The 15,652-nt window shown below is 69.0% G+C and carries 17 protein-coding genes, 1 pseudogene and 1 riboswitch; of the genes and pseudogenes, 8 read left to right on the top strand and 10 right to left on the bottom strand.

Going from position 1 to position 15,652, the window contains the following annotated elements:
- The first annotated feature begins 9 nt into the window (after positions 1-9).
- Both ACFQ27_RS14365 and ACFQ27_RS14360 read left to right on the top strand, forming a co-directional pair.
- Entirely contained in the window at positions 10-693 is a 684-nt protein-coding gene (locus ACFQ27_RS14365; RefSeq protein WP_377354065.1) for a Tat pathway signal sequence domain protein, read from the top strand.
- Positions 690-2,489, top strand: a complete 1,800-nt coding sequence (locus ACFQ27_RS14360) for an arginine--tRNA ligase (RefSeq protein WP_377354063.1) — start codon at positions 690-692, stop codon at positions 2,487-2,489. The genes ACFQ27_RS14365 and ACFQ27_RS14360 overlap by 4 nt, the downstream gene beginning before the upstream one ends.
- Here the strand turns inward: ACFQ27_RS14360 and ACFQ27_RS14355 are convergent, their stop codons facing one another.
- From ACFQ27_RS14355 to ACFQ27_RS14340, 4 genes are all read right to left on the bottom strand, one after another.
- A complete protein-coding gene (locus ACFQ27_RS14355) occupies positions 2,490-2,945 on the bottom strand; it encodes a hypothetical protein (RefSeq protein WP_377354062.1) in 456 nt (151 codons plus the stop codon).
- Positions 2,946-3,011: 66 nt separating this feature from the next.
- The gene (locus ACFQ27_RS14350; protein WP_377354061.1) at positions 3,012-3,692 is read right to left on the bottom strand and encodes an ABC transporter ATP-binding protein; all 681 of its coding nucleotides are present in this window, start codon (positions 3,690-3,692) and stop codon (positions 3,012-3,014) included.
- A complete protein-coding gene (locus ACFQ27_RS14345) occupies positions 3,689-4,945 on the bottom strand; it encodes an ABC transporter permease (RefSeq protein WP_377354060.1) in 1,257 nt (418 codons plus the stop codon). The genes ACFQ27_RS14350 and ACFQ27_RS14345 overlap by 4 nt, the downstream gene beginning before the upstream one ends.
- The gene (locus ACFQ27_RS14340; protein WP_377354059.1) at positions 4,945-6,006 is read right to left on the bottom strand and encodes an efflux RND transporter periplasmic adaptor subunit; all 1,062 of its coding nucleotides are present in this window, start codon (positions 6,004-6,006) and stop codon (positions 4,945-4,947) included. The genes ACFQ27_RS14345 and ACFQ27_RS14340 overlap by 1 nt, the downstream gene beginning before the upstream one ends.
- A 194-nt stretch (positions 6,007-6,200) precedes the next feature.
- Positions 6,201-6,296, top strand: a riboswitch (glycine riboswitch).
- Positions 6,297-6,460: 164 nt separating this feature from the next.
- Between ACFQ27_RS14340 and gcvT the strand changes: the two genes are divergently transcribed.
- The 6 genes from gcvT (at position 6,461) to ACFQ27_RS14310 (ending at position 12,004) form a co-directional block, all read left to right on the top strand.
- The gene (gene gcvT / locus ACFQ27_RS14335; protein ID WP_374342705.1) at positions 6,461-7,573 is read left to right on the top strand and encodes a glycine cleavage system aminomethyltransferase GcvT; all 1,113 of its coding nucleotides are present in this window, start codon (positions 6,461-6,463) and stop codon (positions 7,571-7,573) included.
- Between the two features lie 14 nt (positions 7,574-7,587).
- Entirely contained in the window at positions 7,588-7,953 is a 366-nt protein-coding gene (gene gcvH, locus ACFQ27_RS14330; protein ID WP_374342703.1) for a glycine cleavage system protein GcvH, read from the top strand.
- A gap of 8 nt (positions 7,954-7,961) precedes the next feature.
- Complete coding sequence (gene gcvPA, locus ACFQ27_RS14325) at positions 7,962-9,305, top strand: aminomethyl-transferring glycine dehydrogenase subunit GcvPA (RefSeq protein ID WP_377354057.1); 1,344 nt, start codon at positions 7,962-7,964, stop codon at positions 9,303-9,305.
- Complete coding sequence (gene gcvPB, locus ACFQ27_RS14320) at positions 9,305-10,885, top strand: aminomethyl-transferring glycine dehydrogenase subunit GcvPB (protein ID WP_377354056.1); 1,581 nt, start codon at positions 9,305-9,307, stop codon at positions 10,883-10,885. The genes gcvPA and gcvPB overlap by 1 nt, the downstream gene beginning before the upstream one ends.
- 222 nt (positions 10,886-11,107) lie before the next feature.
- Positions 11,108-11,482: a hypothetical protein gene (locus ACFQ27_RS14315; protein ID WP_374342699.1), complete on the top strand. Its 375-nt coding sequence runs from the start codon at positions 11,108-11,110 to the stop codon at positions 11,480-11,482.
- 117 nt (positions 11,483-11,599) lie between these two features.
- Complete coding sequence (locus tag ACFQ27_RS14310; protein ID WP_374342697.1) at positions 11,600-12,004, top strand: PGPGW domain-containing protein; 405 nt, start codon at positions 11,600-11,602, stop codon at positions 12,002-12,004.
- Between the two features lie 3 nt (positions 12,005-12,007).
- Here the strand turns inward: ACFQ27_RS14310 and ACFQ27_RS14305 are convergent, their stop codons facing one another.
- The 6 genes and pseudogenes from ACFQ27_RS14305 to ACFQ27_RS14280 all read right to left on the bottom strand — a co-directional run.
- Positions 12,008-12,511: a F0F1 ATP synthase subunit B gene (locus ACFQ27_RS14305; protein WP_374342695.1), complete on the bottom strand. Its 504-nt coding sequence runs from the start codon at positions 12,509-12,511 to the stop codon at positions 12,008-12,010.
- The gene (locus tag ACFQ27_RS14300) at positions 12,511-13,083 is read right to left on the bottom strand and encodes a F0F1 ATP synthase subunit B family protein (RefSeq protein WP_374342693.1); all 573 of its coding nucleotides are present in this window, start codon (positions 13,081-13,083) and stop codon (positions 12,511-12,513) included. Before ACFQ27_RS14300 ends, ACFQ27_RS14305 begins: the two co-directional genes overlap by 1 nt.
- 75 nt (positions 13,084-13,158) lie before the next feature.
- Positions 13,159-13,383, bottom strand: a complete 225-nt coding sequence (locus ACFQ27_RS14295) for a F0F1 ATP synthase subunit C (protein ID WP_374342691.1) — start codon at positions 13,381-13,383, stop codon at positions 13,159-13,161.
- A 43-nt stretch (positions 13,384-13,426) separates the two neighbouring features.
- Positions 13,427-14,212: a F0F1 ATP synthase subunit A gene (locus ACFQ27_RS14290; protein ID WP_377354055.1), complete on the bottom strand. Its 786-nt coding sequence runs from the start codon at positions 14,210-14,212 to the stop codon at positions 13,427-13,429.
- Positions 14,213-14,228: 16 nt separating this feature from the next.
- Complete coding sequence (locus ACFQ27_RS14285; protein WP_374342687.1) at positions 14,229-14,579, bottom strand: AtpZ/AtpI family protein; 351 nt, start codon at positions 14,577-14,579, stop codon at positions 14,229-14,231.
- Positions 14,580-14,803: 224 nt separating this feature from the next.
- A pseudogene (locus ACFQ27_RS14280) lies at positions 14,804-15,652 on the bottom strand (chromosome segregation protein SMC); the annotation flags it as partial.

Genomic DNA, 15,652 nt, shown 5'->3' with positions numbered 1-15,652 from the left:
GACGACCTGATGCGCCGGTCCTTGTTCGTTTCCGCGGTCCTGTTGATGGCCGCCGCCACCCTGCCGGCGACCGCCTACGCCCAGCGGCAGCGCCCGAGCGGCGGCGATCAGCAGCAGGAAGACGTCGCCAAGAAGAAGAAAAAGGACGCCGAGTGGGGTGACACCCAGGCGCCCCTGCCGGCCCTGCGCAACGCCGGGCCGTGCCCGTTCGTGAAGGTGCTGTACGACGCCGGCCGCTACGCCGAGTTCAAGGGCGGCCAGGTGGCCTCCAACGCGGTGGGCTTCACCGGCGAGATCCAGGGCGTGTCCGCCGGCTGCGCCTACAAGGACGATGAGCCGATCACCATGCAGATGGAGATCCTGTTCGAGCTGGGCAAAGGCCCGGCCGCCGAAGGCTCTCAGAAGAATTATCGCTATTGGGTGGCGGTCACGAAGCGGAACTCCGTGATGATCGCCAAGCAGTATTTCGATCTGCCCGTGGCGTTCCAACCGGGCCAGGACCGCCTGTACGCCACCGAGGAGATCGGCCAGCTGGTCATCCCGCGAGCCGACATCAAGACGTCCGGCTCCAATTTCGAGGTGCTGGTGGGCTTCGACGTGACGCCCGAGATGGCGGCGTTCAACCGTGAGGGCAAGCGGTTCCGCCTGACCGCGGGCGCGACCTCCGCGAAGGATGCTGGCGACCACCAATGACTGACCTGAAGCGTGGCTTGAGCGAAGCGGTCGCCGCCGCCTTCGCCGCGGCCGGACTCCCGGCTGACCTTGGGCGTGTGACCCCGTCCGACCGTCCCGATCTGGCCGATTTCCAGTGCAACGGCGCCCTGGCCGCCGCCAAGACCGCCCGCCGCGATCCGCGTGAGATCGCCGCCAGCGTCACCGCGACCCTGGCCGCGGACCCGCGCCTGGCCGCGGTGGAGATCGCCGGCCTGGGCTTCATCAATATCCGCGTCTCGGACAAGACCCTCTCGGAACGGGCCCAGGAGATCGCCGCCGATCCCCGCGCCGGCGCCCGGCTGGTGGATGGCCCGCGCCGGATCATGGTCGACTATGGCGGTCCCAATGTCGCCAAGCCGATGCACGTGGGCCATCTGCGGGCCTCGATCATCGGCGAGTCCATCAAGCGCATCTATCGCTTCCGCGGCGACGTGGTGGTCGGCGACGCCCACTTCGGCGACTGGGGCTACCAGATGGGCCTGCTGATCGGCGCCGTCATGGACGAGGACGCCTTCATCAAGGCGCTGATGGACCAGCTCAACAGCCGCGCCCGGCCGCTGACCCCCGAGGAAGAGAAGCAGGCCTTCTCCGCCCTCGACGAGCGGGTCACCTTGGCCGACCTGGATCGGCTCTATCCGATGGCCGCGGCGCGCGGAAAGTCGGAACCGGACTATCGCGACCGGGCCCGCAAGCTCACTGCCGAGCTGCAGGCCAAGACCCAGGGCTATTATCTGCTGTGGCGGCATTTCGCCCGCGTGACGCGGGTGGCGCTGGAGCGCGACTTCCATGCGCTGGGCATCGATTTCGACCTGTGGAAGGGCGAGAGCGACGTCGATGACCTGATCGCGCCGATGGTGCAGGAGCTCGACGCCAAGGGCCTCTTGGTCAATGACCAGGGCGCGCGGATCATCCGGGTGGCCCGCGAGGGCGACAAGCGCGAGCTGCCGCCGCTGCTGGTGGTCTCGTCCGAGGGCTCGGCCATGTACGGGACGACCGACCTGGCCACCATCCTGGACCGCCGCAAGAGCTTCGATCCCAGCCACATCCTGTACGTGGTGGACCAGCGCCAGGCTGATCACTTCGAGATCGTGTTCCGCGCCGCCTACCAGGCCGGTTACGCCCGCGAAGGCAGCCTTGAGCACATCGGCTTCGGCACCATGAACGGGACTGACGGCAAGCCGTTCAAGACCCGCGAGGGCGGGGTGCTGAAGCTGAACGACATGATCGAGATGACCCGCACCAAGGCGCGCGAGCGCCTGCGTGAGGCCGATCTCGGCATCGAGCTTGATCCCGACAGCTTCGAGGACACGGCCCAGAAGGTGGCGGTGGCGGCGCTGAAGTTCGCCGACCTGCAGAACTTCCGCGGCACCTCTTACGTCTTCGACCTCGACCGCTTCTCCAGCTTCGAGGGCAAGACCGGCCCCTATCTGCTGTACCAGGCGGTGCGGGTGAAATCCCTGCTGCGCAAGGCTGAGGCCGAGGGCAGCGCGCCCGGCCCGATCACGGTGACCGAGACGGCGGAACGGGACCTGGTCCTGCTGCTGGACGCCTTCGACCAGGCCCTTGTGGACGCCTACGACAAGAAGGCGCCGAACTTCGTGGCCGAGCACGCCTTCAAGCTCGCCCAGGCCTTCTCGAAGTTCTACGCCGCCTGCCCGATCCTGCCGGCCGAACCGCCGGTGCGGACCTCGCGGCTGGGGCTCGCCCAGGTCACCTTGCGCCAGCTTGAGCTGGCCCTGGACCTGTTGGGCGTCGCCGCGCCGGAACGGATGTAGTCACTCGCCCAGCCGCCAGCGGGCGGCTGCGGCGATGATCAGGCCGAACAGCATCATGGCCGCCAGGTTCTTGACCAGGGCCTCCGGCGTGAACTGCGGCACGTGGTGGTGCGCCGACAGGGGCACGACCACGAACTCCATGACCAGGAAGACGGGAACCCCGTAGGCCAGGCCTGCGAGCGGCCAATGCTTCCGAAGCGCCTGAAGCTTCAGGCTGGCCCCGACGAACAGGCCCGCGATGATCAGGCTCATCAGCCATTGCAGCCCCAGGCCCAGGGCCATGGTCGCCGGCCCGCCGGCATTGGCCGCGGACTTGCCGATCAGGCCGCCGGCGATGAACTGCAGGATCCGGCCGGGCGGGGCGCCGGAGATCAGGGTCGCGGCGCCGACATCCAGGGTTCCGGCGACAAGGCCGCCGATCAGGATGGCGGTAAGGGCGTCTCGAGTCTTGGACATGGGCGCTCCGGGCCTGCCGACACCATGGGTAGAGCAATTTCTGGCCGGCGTGAACGGCGTTCGATCTCAGTCGCCTTCGACGATGCGGCCATCGAGCATGTGAATGCGACGGTCTGCGGCGGCGGCGACGCCGGTGTCGTGGGTGACGCAAATCACCGCCCGGCCTTCCTCATGCGCCAGGCGCTGGAACTCCTCCACCACCAGCCGGGTGTTGCCGCTGTCCAGGTTGCCGGTGGGCTCGTCGCCCAGGATGATCGCCGGATCGTTGGCCAGAGCCCGGGCGATGGCCACCCGCTGGCGCTGGCCGCCGGACATGCGGTCCGGCCTGCGGTGGGCCTCGGCCTGCAGGCCGAGCTTGGCGAGCAGGGCGTGCGCGTGGTCGTCAGCCTGACGCCGGTTCAGCCGTCCGAGCCGGCGGATGGGCAGGGCCACATTGGCCTCGGCGGTGAGCTCCGGCAGCAGGAAGTGGAACTGAAAGACGAAGCCGATCCGCTCCAGGCGGATCCGGGTCCGCTCAGACTCGCTCAGGTGCTCGGTGGGGCGGCCATCGATCAGCAGGCCGCCTTCGGTGGGGCGGTCCAACAGACCCAGCAGGTAGAGCAGGGAGGACTTGCCGCAGCCGGAGGGGCCGACGATCGCCACGAACTCGCCGGGCTGGATGGCGAGGGAGGCGTCGCGCACCAGGGTGACCGGTTCGGGATCGACCAGCTGGCGAGTCATGTTGCGGGCTTCGATGAGGGCGCTCATGCCGCGCCCCGCAGGATGTCGACGGGATCGACCGTCGCGGCCTTACGGGCCGGCAGCCAGGCGGCCACCAGGGCCGAGACCAGAGAGGCGAGGCCGGCGATGGCGTACTGCCGGGGACCACGATCCAGCGGCAGGGGCAGGGGCTTGCCCTGAACCGTGATGGGCAGGTGGGCCAGAATCTCCAGCAGCAGGGTCCCAAAGGCGAAGCCGGCCAGGGCGCCGGCCACCCCCACCACCAGGCCCTCGATCAGGAAGACGCCCTCGACGTCGCGCGGCGTGAAGCCCATGGCCCGCAGGATGGCGATGTCCCGGCGCTTGTCGGTCACGCTGGTGGAGACGGCGGTGTAGATGCCGAAGGCCGCCACCAGCAGGATGGCCGAGATCACCGCGTACATGATGACATTGCGCACCACGAGCAGGTTGAGGATGTCCTTGGACCGCTCCTGCCAGGACACCCACTTGTAGCCCCAGTGGGCCTCCAGCCCGGCGGCCGCGGCCTCTGCGGAGTTGGGATCGGCCAGCCGCACATGGATCTGGTTGACGACATTTGGCCGGGCGAACAGCACCTGGGCTGTGCGCAGCAGGCCGTAGGCGGCGTTGTCGCCGGCATAGAAGCCGGCCCGGGCGTCGGGCTCGATCAGGGCCAGGATCCGCATCCGCTGCAGGACCCCCGCCGTGGAGGTGACCACCAGGGTGTCGCCCAGCCGCGCGCCCAGGCGCTCCGCCATGGGGCGCGAGATGATCAGGCCGTCGGGGCGGGCCTCCAGGTCGGTGAGATGACCCCCGACCAGGGACACCTCGATCTTGGTCAACTGGCCCTCCAGGCGCGGATCGACGCCATTGAGCGACAAGGGCTCGGTGCGACCTGCGAAGCGGGCGGCGACGGCGCCGTTGAGCGACGGCGCGGCGATGGCGCCCGGCAGTCCCCGGGCGGCGGCCAGCATGGCGGGCCAGTCCTTCAGGCCCCGCACCTCGTCCTGAGGTCGGACGCCGCGCACCGAGACGGCGGCGCCGGGCCAGGCGCTGATCGCGGGCTGGAGCGCCGGGCGGCGTTGCTCGTCCTGCACGACGATATGTGGGGCGGAGTCCACCAGGGTGCGGATGAAGTCGGTCTGGGAGCCGGTCATCATGCCGGACACCGCCAGGAAGAAGCCGACACCCACGGCGACGCCCAGGGTCGCGACCAGGGTCTGGCGGGTGCGGACCGCCAGGTGAGCGAAGGCGACGCCCGCCAGGACGCGGAAGGCGTTCATCAGGGGCGGACGGCGATGCGGTCGCCGTCCTTCAGGTCGGCCGGCGGGGCGAGGACGACGCGGTCGCCGGCCTTCAGCCCCTCCAGGATCTCGGTGCGCTGGGCGCCCTGGACGCCCGTGCGCACCGACTGGCTCTGAGCGCGGCCGTCCCGGACGCGGAACAAGGCGCCGTCCTTCAGCGCCGAGGTCGGGATCAGCAGGGCCTGGGGACGCCGCGCGACCACCAGGTTCGCCTCCACCGTCATGCCCGGCCGAAGGGCGGTGTCTGGCGCCAGGGCCAGGCGAGCGCGGAACACCCGGCTGGTGGCGTCGCCCTGGGGCGTGATGTCGGAGATGCGGGCGGGGAAGACCTGGCCGGGGAAGGCGTCGCAGCGGATGACCGCCTCCTGGCCCGTCCTCAGCCGGCCCATGTCGCGCTCGTCCACGTCGGCGGTGACCCGCAGGGCGCTTGGGACCGCCACCACGAACAGCGCCTTGCCGACGGTGGCCAGGTCGCCGGGTTCGGCGTCCCGGCGCAGGACGCGACCGGAGAAGGGCGCCTTGATCCGATAGTCCTCCAGCCGCGCCCGGGCGCTGCGGGCGGCCTGGGTGGCGGCGGCGAGCTGGGACCTGGCGTCCTCGTCTGCGGCGCGGGCGGCGAAACCGGCGGCATAGAGCCGGGCCGTGCGACGCGCCGCGGCGCGAGCCAGGCCGGCCTGGGCCTCCAGCTGCAGGGCGGTGGCCTCCTGGGGGCCGTCGTCGAGCTGGGCGAGGGTCTGGCCGGCGCGCACCGTCTGGCCCTCCTCGACCAGGACCGCACGGATTGGGGCGGTCACGACGGGGGCGATGCGGGCCTGGCGGACATATTCCACCACGCCGGAGGCGTAGACCGCATCCACCGCCTCGCCAGATGACACTGTCGCCACCTGCACCGGGGTGGGGCGCAGCAGGACCCAGACGGCGCTGGCCGCCGCGGCGGCCGCCACCAGGACCAGCAGCACGGACACCCAGCTGCGCCGACGCCGGGCCCGCAAGGCTTCCGGCGAGGCGGAGACGGCTTTTCCCGGGGGACGATCGGCCAAGGCCCCACTCCGAATTGAGGTTCGCGGCAAGGCCCAGTTGAGATCGGGCGTAGGAGAAGTCTTCCATGCTCCCGCAAGGAGCGGAATGACCCCGATCAACCTTTGGGAGCCCGTGAGAAGGCTGCGGATCAACTTGGTCCCGTCGCGCGACGTTTGCCGCATTGACTTGGGAGCCCCGTTCGAACAGGTTCCGGCTGACTCTCGCGGGAGAGATCGGGGTTCTTCGGGACCTCGGAGCCGAAGGCGCAACCGCCCCGGAAACGCTCAGGCAAAAGGACCGCGACGGGCTGTTAAACGCTGGAAAGTAGTCCGGATTTCTGGGCTCGCCGAAGGAGCAGGGGGTTATCCCTTCTAGGGACGAACCCGAAATCTCTCAGGCCCAAGGACAGCGGGGGCACGGTGTGGACGGAGCAGGACTCCGCCTTGCGCCTGCCATCAACGCCCGGAGCCCGCCTTGTCCGACGACAGCTTGAAGAAGACCCCGCTCTACCAGGCCCATGTGGATGCAGGCGCGCGGATGGTTCCGTTCGCCGGCTATTCCATGCCCGTGCAGTACAAGGAGGGGGTGCTGAAGGAGCACCTCTGGACCCGTGAGCACGCCGGCATTTTCGATGTCTCGCATATGGGTCAGGCCCGGCTGCGCGGCGTCTCGCCCCTGTCGGCGTTTGAAGAGATCACCCCTGGCGACTTCATCGGGCTGAAGCCCGGCAAGCAGCGCTATTCGGTGCTGCTGAACAAGTCCGGCGGGATCATCGACGACCTGATGGCGGCCCGGCCGGACGACGATGGCCTGTTCGTGGTGGTCAACGGCGCCTGCAAGGACAACGACTTCAAGGTCATCGACGCCGAGCTGGCGGGCCAGGTGACCATTGAGCGCCTGGAGGACCGGGCGCTGCTGGCCGTCCAAGGGCCGGAAGCCGCCGCCGTGGTCGGCCGCCACCTGCCCGCGGCGCTGGGCATGGTGTTCATGGACAGCCGGGCCATGCCGGGTTTTGGGACCAACATTCTGATCTCCCGCTCGGGCTATACGGGCGAGGACGGCTACGAGATTTCGGTCCCGGCCTCGGAGGCCGAGCGGATCTGGGATCTGCTGCTCGAAGATCCGCGGCTGAAGCCCATCGGCCTGGGCGCGCGCGACAGCCTGCGCCTGGAAGCCGGCCTGCCGCTCTATGGTCATGATGTCGACGAGAGCGTCAGCCCGATCGAGGCGGACCTGGCCTTCGCCGTGTCGGTGAAGCGTCGCGAGGCGCGGGACTTCCCCGGCGCGGCGCGGGTCGCCAAGGAACTGGCCGAGGGCCCCGCGCGCAAGCGGGTCGGCCTGCGGGTGCTGGAAGGCGCCCCGGCCCGCGAGGGCGCCGAGATCGCCGATGAGTCGGGCGCCGTGATCGGCGTCGTGACCTCTGGCGGCTTCGCGCCCAGCCTGTCGGCCCCCATCGCCATGGGCTTCGTGCCCCCGGCCCTGGCCCAGCCGGGCCAGAAGCTGAAAGTCATCGTGCGCGGCAAGCATCAGTCGGCTGAGGTCGTGCGGATGCCGTTTGCGCCCCATCGCTACGTCCGCAAGCTCTGAGGAAGGACACTCCCATGCGTTTCACCAAGGATCACGAGTGGGTCGAGCTGGACGGCGACATCGCCACCGTCGGCATCACCGCCTACGCCGCCGAACAGCTGGGCGACGTGGTGTTCGTGGAAGTGCCGGACGCCGGCAAGTCGGTGAAGGCCGGCGACGGCCTGGCGGTGGTCGAGAGCGTGAAGGCGGCGTCCGACGTGTACGCGCCGATCTCCGGCGAAGTGACCGAGGGCAACAGCGCCCTGGGCGATGCGCCCGAGACCGTCAATGACCAACCCGAGAAGGCCGGCTGGTTCGCCAAGCTGAAGGTCGCGGACAAGGCCGAGTACGAGGCCCTGATGGACCGCGACGCCTATGAAGCCTACCTCGCCACCCTCTAGGTTCCCCGATGCGCTACCTGCCCCTGACCCAGGCTGATCGCGCCCAGATGCTGGGCGTGATCGGTGTTTCCTCCGTCGATGACCTGTTCGCCGACGTTCCAGCCGCGGCCCGCAAGGCCGAGCTGTTCGACCTGCCGCGCCATGCCGGCGAGATGGAGGTCGAGCGTCACCTGAACAGCCTGGCGGCCAAGAACCGGCCGGCGGGGGCGGGGCCGTTCTTCTGCGGGGCAGGGGCCTATAAGCACCACATTCCGTCGACGGTGGATCACATCATCCAGCGTTCGGAGTTCCTGACCAGCTACACGCCCTACCAGCCGGAAATCGCGCAGGGCACCCTGCAGGTGCTGTTCGAGTTCCAGACCCAGGTGGCGGCCCTGACCGGGCTCGAGGTGGCCAACGCCTCGATGTACGACGGCTCCACGGCCTGCGCCGAGGCCGTGCTGATGGCGAAGCGGGTGACCCGGAAGAATCGCGCGGTCGTGTCAGGCGGTCTGCATCCGCACTATGCGGCCGTGACCCAGACCATCGCCCACGCCGAGGGCATGGACATCGCCCGGCTGGACGTGGCCATCGACGCCGAGGCCGCGGTGGTGGACGCCATCACCCCGGACACCGCCTGCGTCGTCGTGCAGACCCCGAACGTGTTCGGCGTGGTCACCGACGTGACCAAGATCGCCGAGGCCGCCCATGCGGCCGGCGCGCTGCTGATCGTGGTGACGACCGAAGCCGTCTCCTATGGCCTGCTCAAGTCACCGGGCGAGATGGGGGCGGACATCGCCGTGGCCGAGGGCCAGTCCATCGGCGTGCCGCTGGGCTTTGGCGGACCCTATGTCGGCCTCTTCGCCTGCCGTGAGAAGTTCGTGCGCCAGATGCCGGGCCGCCTGTGCGGCGAGACGGTGGACGCCGAGGGCCGCCGCGGCTTCGTCCTGACCCTGTCGACCCGCGAGCAGCATATCCGCCGCGAGAAGGCGACCTCGAACATCTGCACCAACTCGGGCCTCTGCGCCCTGGCCTTCTCGATCCACATGACCCTGCTGGGCGAGCGCGGCCTGCGCGACCTGGCGGCGGTGAACCACGCCAAGGCCCGCCAGCTGCGCGACGCCCTGGCCGCTGTGCCGGGCGTCGAGGTGCTGAGCCCGCGGTTCTTCAACGAGTTCGCGATCCGGGTTCCGGGCGGCGCGGCGTCTTGCGTCGAGGCCCTGCTGGCTGACGGGATCGTCGCCGGCGTGCCGTTCTCGCGGCTGGATCCCAAGGCCGGCCTGGACGACGTCCTGCTGGTCGCCGCCACCGAGACCACGACGGCCGAGGATATCGCCGCCTTCGCCAAGGCCCTTCAAGGGAGGACCCTCTGATGAGCATGTTGAACGTGGGCCGTCCGACCCAACCCCAGGCCGGCGCCTCTGTCGCCGTCAGCTCGCTGACCGGCGCGCGTGGCCTGATGCAAGACGAAGCGCTGATCTTCGAACTGGGCGGCTGGGACAAGACCGGCGTCGACCTGGAGCCGGCCGAGCTGGACGCCTCGGACCTGGCGGGCCTGACCCGCACGGCGCCCATCGGCCTGCCGGGGCTCTCCGAGCCTGAGACCGTGCGCCATTATGTGCGCCTGTCGCAGAAGAACCACGCCATCGACCTGGCCCTCTATCCGCTGGGCTCGTGCACGATGAAGCATAACCCGCGGCTCAACGAGAAGGCCGCCCGCCTGCCGGGCTTTGCGGACCTGCACCCCTTGGCCCCGGTCTCCACGACCCAGGGCGCGCTGGAGCTGATGGACAGCCTGGCGCATTGGCTCAAGACCCTGACCGCCATGCCGGCCGTCGCCCTGTCGCCCAAGGCGGGCGCGCACGGCGAGCTCTGCGGCCTGCTGACCATCAAGGCCGCGCACGAGGCCAAGGGCCAGGGCCATCGCCGCACGGTGTTGGTGCCGACCTCGGCCCACGGCACCAACCCGGCCACCGCCGCCTTCGTCGGCTATGACGTCACCGAGATCGCCCAGACCCCGGACGGCCGCGTGGACCTGACCGACCTGGCGGCCAAGCTGAGCCCCGATGTGGCGGCCATCATGGTCACCAACCCCAACACCTGCGGCCTGTTCGAACGCGACATCATCGAGATCGCCAAGCTGACCCACGCCGCGGGGGCCTACTTCTACTGCGACGGCGCCAACTTCAACGCCATCGTCGGCCGGGTGCGCCCGGGCGACCTGGGCGTCGACGCCATGCACATCAACCTGCACAAGACCTTCTCGACGCCCCACGGCGGCGGTGGGCCGGGCGCGGGCCCGGTGGTGCTGTCCGAGGCGCTCGCCCCCTTCGCCCCGGCCCCCTGGGTCGTCTCGGGCCACGAGGGCTTCAAGCTGGTCGAGGACTGCGTGGACGAGGCCGCCCAAGGCTTCGGCCGCATGGTGGCCTTCCAGGGCCAGATGGGCATGTTCGTGCGCGCCTACGCCTACATGCTGAGCCATGGCTCGGACGGCCTGCGCCAGGTCGCCGAGGACGCGGTGTTGAACGCCAACTACATCAAGGCCCGGCTGTCCGGCGCCATGAGCCCGGCCTTCCCGGACGGTCCGTGCATGCACGAGGCCCTGTTCGATGACGCCTGGCTGGAGGGCACCGGCGTCACCACCCTCGACTTCGCCAAGGCGATGATCGACGAGGGCTTCCACCCGATGACCATGTACTTCCCGCTGGTGGTGCATGGCGCGATGCTGATCGAGCCGACCGAGACCGAATCAAAGCAGGAGCTCGACCGATTCTGCGACGCGCTGCTCGCCCTGGCCGAAGCGGCCAAGGCCGGTGACGGCGATCGGTTCAAGGGTGCGCCCTATCTGGCCCCGATGCGGCGGCTGGACGAGACGCTCGCGGCCCGGAAGCCCAAGCTGACGTGGCGCCCGGAACCCACGACTGTGGCGCCGGCGCCTCTCGCGGCGGAATAGCGCAGCCAAGGGCGGCATGGACGAAATTTAACGGGTCAGTCGGCTTTACGGGGCGCAAATGCGTTCCAATATCGGACTTACGCGGCCACCGCCCGACCTCCCCTGACCGGGCGCGGACCGCAACCCTCAGGATCGACTGTGACCTTCGCTGTGCCCAGCGTGCCATTCCTGCGCGCGTCAGACGCCCCCGCCCGTGAGATGCTCGCGAGGATCGGGCGCTTCATGGCGACGGTGCTTGGTCTGTTCATCATGCTTGTGGGCTTGGTGACCGCGCCGCTGCCCGGTCACCTGGGCCTGCCGATCCTGGTGCTCGGTCTGATGATCGTGTTGCGGAATTCGTTCAAGGCGCGTCGCCGGTTCGTCCAGATCCAGAAGGCGCACCCGAAGATGGTCTTCCCCCTGCGCCGCCTGCTGCGCCGGGAGCCTGAAGTGGCCGCCGTGGCCTGGCAGCAGCTCCTGCGCATGGAGCGCCTTCTGCTGCCGGGGCGCTGGCGGGTGGCCAAGCGCTCGCGACTGTGGCTTGTGCGCCGCCGCCGTGTTCGCGGCGCCACAGCTTCGCGTATTCCTGCCGCCGCACCGCCCATCGCCGCGGAATAGCAGCGTTAAGGTTCAAATTTAACGGGCGCGTCGCCTTTAAGACGCAAGGTCGCGCCCAAATATCGGGGGAGCCCGTTTGCGCGGGCGCTTCCTTCATCCAGGTCCGACGCCTTGACCATGGCCCTACCCAGCCCGCGCGTGGAACGCGCCTCCGACGCCCGCGCCCGCGCCGCCCTGGCGCGTGTGATGCGGTTCGCCGGTGTGGTGGTTGGCGTCCTGCTGGTGATCATCGGCGTGGTGCTGTCGCCCCTGCCAGGCCCCGGCGGTCTGCCGGTGGTGGTGGTCGGCCTGATGCTGGTGCTGCGGAATTCGTTCAAGGCGCGCCGTCAGTTCGTGCGCTTCGCCCAGGCGCACCCGCGGGTGGCCTCGCCGATCCGGCGGCTGCTGCGGCGGGACCCGAAGCTCTTGAAGATCTTTTGGGAACAGCTGTTGCGGATGGAGAAACTCATCCTGCCACCGCGGCTTCGGGTGGCTTCGCGGATCCGGCGCTCGCTGTTCAAGCGCCGGACCGCTAAAGCGTAGAGACTACTGCAGTCGGGTCGAGATCTGGCTGATCGCCGCGTCGACCTGAGGGTCGGTCTTGGCGCCGGCCAGACGCTTGGCCAGCACGTCTTCCGCCATCTTGGCGGCCAGCTCGGCCGCCGCAGCCTTCACGTCGGCCTGGGCTTGCGCTTCGGCGTTGGCGATCTTGCGTTCGGCGAGTTGCTGGCGACGGGCCAGGCTTTCCTTGAGCTTGGCTTCCGCGTCCTGGGCGAACAGGCGGGCCTGTTCCTGTGCGGCGGAGAGCATCTCCTTGGCCTGAGCCTCGGCTTCCGCCCGCTCAGCCTTCAAGGTGGCCAGCAGGGCTTCGGCTTCCGCACGGATCCGGGCGGCCTCGTCGAGGTCGGTCTGGATGGCGACGGTGCGCGCGTCCAGCGCCGCGGCGATGGCCTTGGGGGCCTTGGCGACGAAAACGACGATGCCGAGGAAGATCAGGAGGCCGACGCCAACCCAGAACTCAGCCTCGGCGGGGTTCAGGAATTCAGGCATCAGGCGGCTCCTTGAGCGGTTGCGGCCTTGACCTGGGCGGCGGTGACCTTGTCCCCGGTCAGGTGCTCGACGATGGCCTGGGCGGTCTCGACCGCAATGCCTTCGACGTTGGACATGGCGGCGTCACGCAGGCCACGGATACGCTCCTCGGCCTTGGCGAGTTCACCGGCCAGACGCTCGTCCTCGGCGGCTTGGCGCTGGGCCATTTCCGCGTTGGCCTTGGCCTTGGCTTCGGCGGCCACGGCGCGCGCCTGGGCGCGGGCCTGGTCGATCTCGGCCTTGGCGTCCGCGGCCTGGGCGTCAGCCTGGGCCTGCACCGACTTCGCCTGCTCCACCGCCGAGGCGATGGTTTCGGCGCGGGTGTCCATGATCTTGCGGATCCGAGGCGTGAAGACCTTGGCCAGCAGGACATAGAGGACGGTGAAGATCAGCAGCAGCCAGACGATCTGACCGCCCCAGTATTCAAACTTGAACTGGGGCAGCCCGCCACCGCCGTGTTCGGCGGCTTCCGTCGAGGCCCCCGCATGGGCGGGCGCTGTATCGGCGGGTTGGGTAGTGGGTTCGGCGGCCATAAGGCTTGGACGTCCTCAAAGACAGAGGGGCGGCCGGACGCTGAGCGCCCGTCGCCCCTTGCTGCGGATCTTGGCTTAGCTGAAGAGGATCAGCAGGCCGAGCACGAAGGCCAGAATGCCCAGGGCTTCGGTCAGAGCCGCGCCGAGGATCAGGTTGGTGAATTGGCCACCGGCGGCCGACGGGTTACGCGTCGCGCCTTGCAGGAAGCCCGAGAAGATGGTGCCGACGCCGATGCCCGCGCCGATCATGCCGAGGGTCGCGAGGCCCGCGCCGATGTACTTAGCCGCTTCCGCTTCCATTTGATCTAGTCCCGTTGAGAAGTTGAGATTTGAGGGTTGGCCGTCAGTGGTGATGGCCGAGATTGACCACGTCGTTGAGGTAGACGCAGGTCAGAACCGCGAAGACGAACGCCTGGAGGAAAGCCACCAGGAATTCGAGCGCCGTGAGCGCCACCACGCCGCCCAGAGACAGGGCCGCGCCGGCGTAGCCGAGGGTGGCGATGCCGCCGGTCGCGGCGAGCGCGCTCAGCGAAACCACGAAGCCGGCGAACACCTTCAGGGCCACGTGGCCGCCGAGCATGTTGCCGAAAAGTCGAAGGGCGAGGGTGACCGGGCGCAGCAGGAACGAGATGAACTCGATCGGGGTCACCAGGATCAGCATGTACCAGGGCACGCCCGCCGGGACGAACAGCTTGTACATGTTGGCGCCGTTGCGGATGAAGCCGATCAGCAGCACCAGCAGGATGGTCATGCCGCCGAGGGTGGCGGTGACGGCCAGCTGCGACGTCGAGGTGAACATCAGGAACAGGCCGAGGAAGTTCATCGCCAGGACGAACAGGAAGACCGTGAAGACGTAGGGGAAGAAGGCGCGGCCCTCGTGGCCGATGATCCCCGTCACCAGGTCGTCGATATAGCTGAAGATCCCCTCGGCCATCACTTGCAGACGGCCGGGCACCACGGCCGACTTGGCGGTCGCGATGGTGAAGAAGGCCACGATCAGCGCCGCAGCGATGAGCATGGACATGATGGAGTTGTTGATCGACAGGTCGATCGCGCCGATGCCCGGGACATTGACGGTGGGCAGGGTGAGAACCGGCTGGATCTCGAACTGATGCATCGGGCTGGCCATGCCGCCTCGAACTCCTTCAATCGTCCTCGTCGTCGGGCGGCAGGTCCGTGACCGGACCCCACTCGCTCGCCGCTTCGGCGCTCATCCGCTGGGCCGAACGAACGGCCATCCAAATCGACATGCCGAAGCCCGCAAGGACCCCGACAATCATTCCGAAGGGCGCCGTGTGGGCCAGGACGTCGACAACGGCGCCGAACCCGATCCCCACGAACGCGCCGCCCAACAGCACAGCCATCAGACGGTAACCGTAACCCGCTGCCTTGGAGCCGTAGTCCGGCGTGATTTTCGCCGTCCGGGCCGCCAGGGCGTCGGCTCGCTCGTCGAGGCTTTTGATCGCCTCATCGCGCGAATTGTCCGGATTTGGCATGCGTCACGCGGTCTGGCGACCATGACGTCTCCGCCACAGCCCCGGGCTTCAAGTCGCGCGGAACCTATAGGCGTGGGTGCGGTGCGTCAAGGCTAGGCAAACCCTATTTAGAGCTTTGAAAATATTGAGAATTATGGTGCGCGTCGCATCTTCCGCAACGACAGGCGCAGATTCCCCATGGCTTGCGGCGCAAAGCGGGGCGTGCGGAGCGCCCGAACCGGGCCCTATTGGGCCGCCATGGCCTCGGCCTGCCGCAGGTCGACCGACACCAGCTGGGAGACACCCCGCTCGGCCATGGTCACGCCGAACAGCCGATCCATGCGCGACATGGTCACCGGGTTGTGGGTGATGGCGATGAACCGGGTCTCCGTGCGGCGGCGCATCTCGTCCAGCATGTTGCAGAACCGGTCGACATTGGCGTCGTCCAGGGGCGCGTCCACCTCGTCCAGCACGCAGATCGGCGCCGGGTTGGCCAGGAAGACGCCGAAGATCAGGGCGCAGGCGGTCAGGGCCTGCTCGCCGCCGCTCATCAGGCTCATGGTCGCCATCCGCTTGCCGGGCGGGCAGGCGAAGATCTCCAGACCGGCTTCCAGCGGATCGTCGGATTCGACCAGGCGCAGCTCGGCCTGGCCGCCCTGGAACAGGGCCTCGAACAGGGTCTTGAAGTGGTCGTTGATGACCTCGAAGGCGGCCAGCAGCCGCTCGCGGCCCTCGCCGTTCAACTCATCGATGCCTTGGCGCAGCTTGGCGATGGCGCCGACCAGGTCAGCGCGCTCGCTCTGGATGGTCTCCAGGCGCTGGGCGTATTCGACCGCCTCTTCCTCGGCCCGCAGGTTGACCGGCCCGATGCCGTCCCGCTGGCGCTCCAGGGCGTAGAGGTGGGTCTCGATCCCGCCGGCCTCGGTGGGAATCGCCACGGCCTCGTCCGACAGGCGCTGGGCCAGTTGCTCGGGCTCGACCCGGGCGGTCTCCCGGATCTGGTTGGTCACCTCGGCCAGGCGCTCGGCGGCGGCCTCGAGCCGGGCTTCCAGGGCGGCGCGCAGTTCGCGGGCCTGGCCGGCGGCGCCGTCGGC

The sequence above is a fragment of the Phenylobacterium conjunctum genome (assembly GCF_042679085.1).
GTDB lineage: Bacteria > Pseudomonadota > Alphaproteobacteria > Caulobacterales > Caulobacteraceae > Phenylobacterium > Phenylobacterium conjunctum.
The sequence above is the reverse complement of the archived record's forward strand: the minus strand, read 5'-3'. Positions and strand labels throughout refer to the sequence as shown.

Excerpts from the sequence above, each read along its gene's own strand:
- ACFQ27_RS14365 (WP_377354065.1), top strand. The coding sequence starts at position 10 with ATGCGCCGGTCCTTGTTCGTTTCCGCGGTCCTGTTGATGGCCGCCGCC.
- ACFQ27_RS14360 (WP_377354063.1), top strand. The coding sequence starts at position 690 with ATGACTGACCTGAAGCGTGGCTTGAGCGAAGCGGTCGCCGCCGCCTTC.
- ACFQ27_RS14355 (WP_377354062.1), bottom strand. The coding sequence starts at position 2,945 with ATGTCCAAGACTCGAGACGCCCTTACCGCCATCCTGATCGGCGGCCTT.
- ACFQ27_RS14350 (WP_377354061.1), bottom strand. The coding sequence starts at position 3,692 with ATGAGCGCCCTCATCGAAGCCCGCAACATGACTCGCCAGCTGGTCGAT.
- ACFQ27_RS14345 (WP_377354060.1), bottom strand. The coding sequence starts at position 4,945 with ATGAACGCCTTCCGCGTCCTGGCGGGCGTCGCCTTCGCTCACCTGGCG.
- gcvH (WP_374342703.1), top strand. The coding sequence starts at position 7,588 with ATGCGTTTCACCAAGGATCACGAGTGGGTCGAGCTGGACGGCGACATC.
- gcvPA (WP_377354057.1), top strand. The coding sequence starts at position 7,962 with ATGCGCTACCTGCCCCTGACCCAGGCTGATCGCGCCCAGATGCTGGGC.
- gcvPB (WP_377354056.1), top strand. The coding sequence starts at position 9,305 with ATGAGCATGTTGAACGTGGGCCGTCCGACCCAACCCCAGGCCGGCGCC.
- ACFQ27_RS14315 (WP_374342699.1), top strand. The coding sequence starts at position 11,108 with ATGGCGACGGTGCTTGGTCTGTTCATCATGCTTGTGGGCTTGGTGACC.
- ACFQ27_RS14310 (WP_374342697.1), top strand. The coding sequence starts at position 11,600 with ATGGCCCTACCCAGCCCGCGCGTGGAACGCGCCTCCGACGCCCGCGCC.
- ACFQ27_RS14305 (WP_374342695.1), bottom strand. The coding sequence starts at position 12,511 with ATGCCTGAATTCCTGAACCCCGCCGAGGCTGAGTTCTGGGTTGGCGTC.
- ACFQ27_RS14300 (WP_374342693.1), bottom strand. The coding sequence starts at position 13,083 with ATGGCCGCCGAACCCACTACCCAACCCGCCGATACAGCGCCCGCCCAT.
- ACFQ27_RS14295 (WP_374342691.1), bottom strand. The coding sequence starts at position 13,383 with ATGGAAGCGGAAGCGGCTAAGTACATCGGCGCGGGCCTCGCGACCCTC.
- ACFQ27_RS14290 (WP_377354055.1), bottom strand. The coding sequence starts at position 14,212 with ATGGCCAGCCCGATGCATCAGTTCGAGATCCAGCCGGTTCTCACCCTG.
- ACFQ27_RS14285 (WP_374342687.1), bottom strand. The coding sequence starts at position 14,579 with ATGCCAAATCCGGACAATTCGCGCGATGAGGCGATCAAAAGCCTCGAC.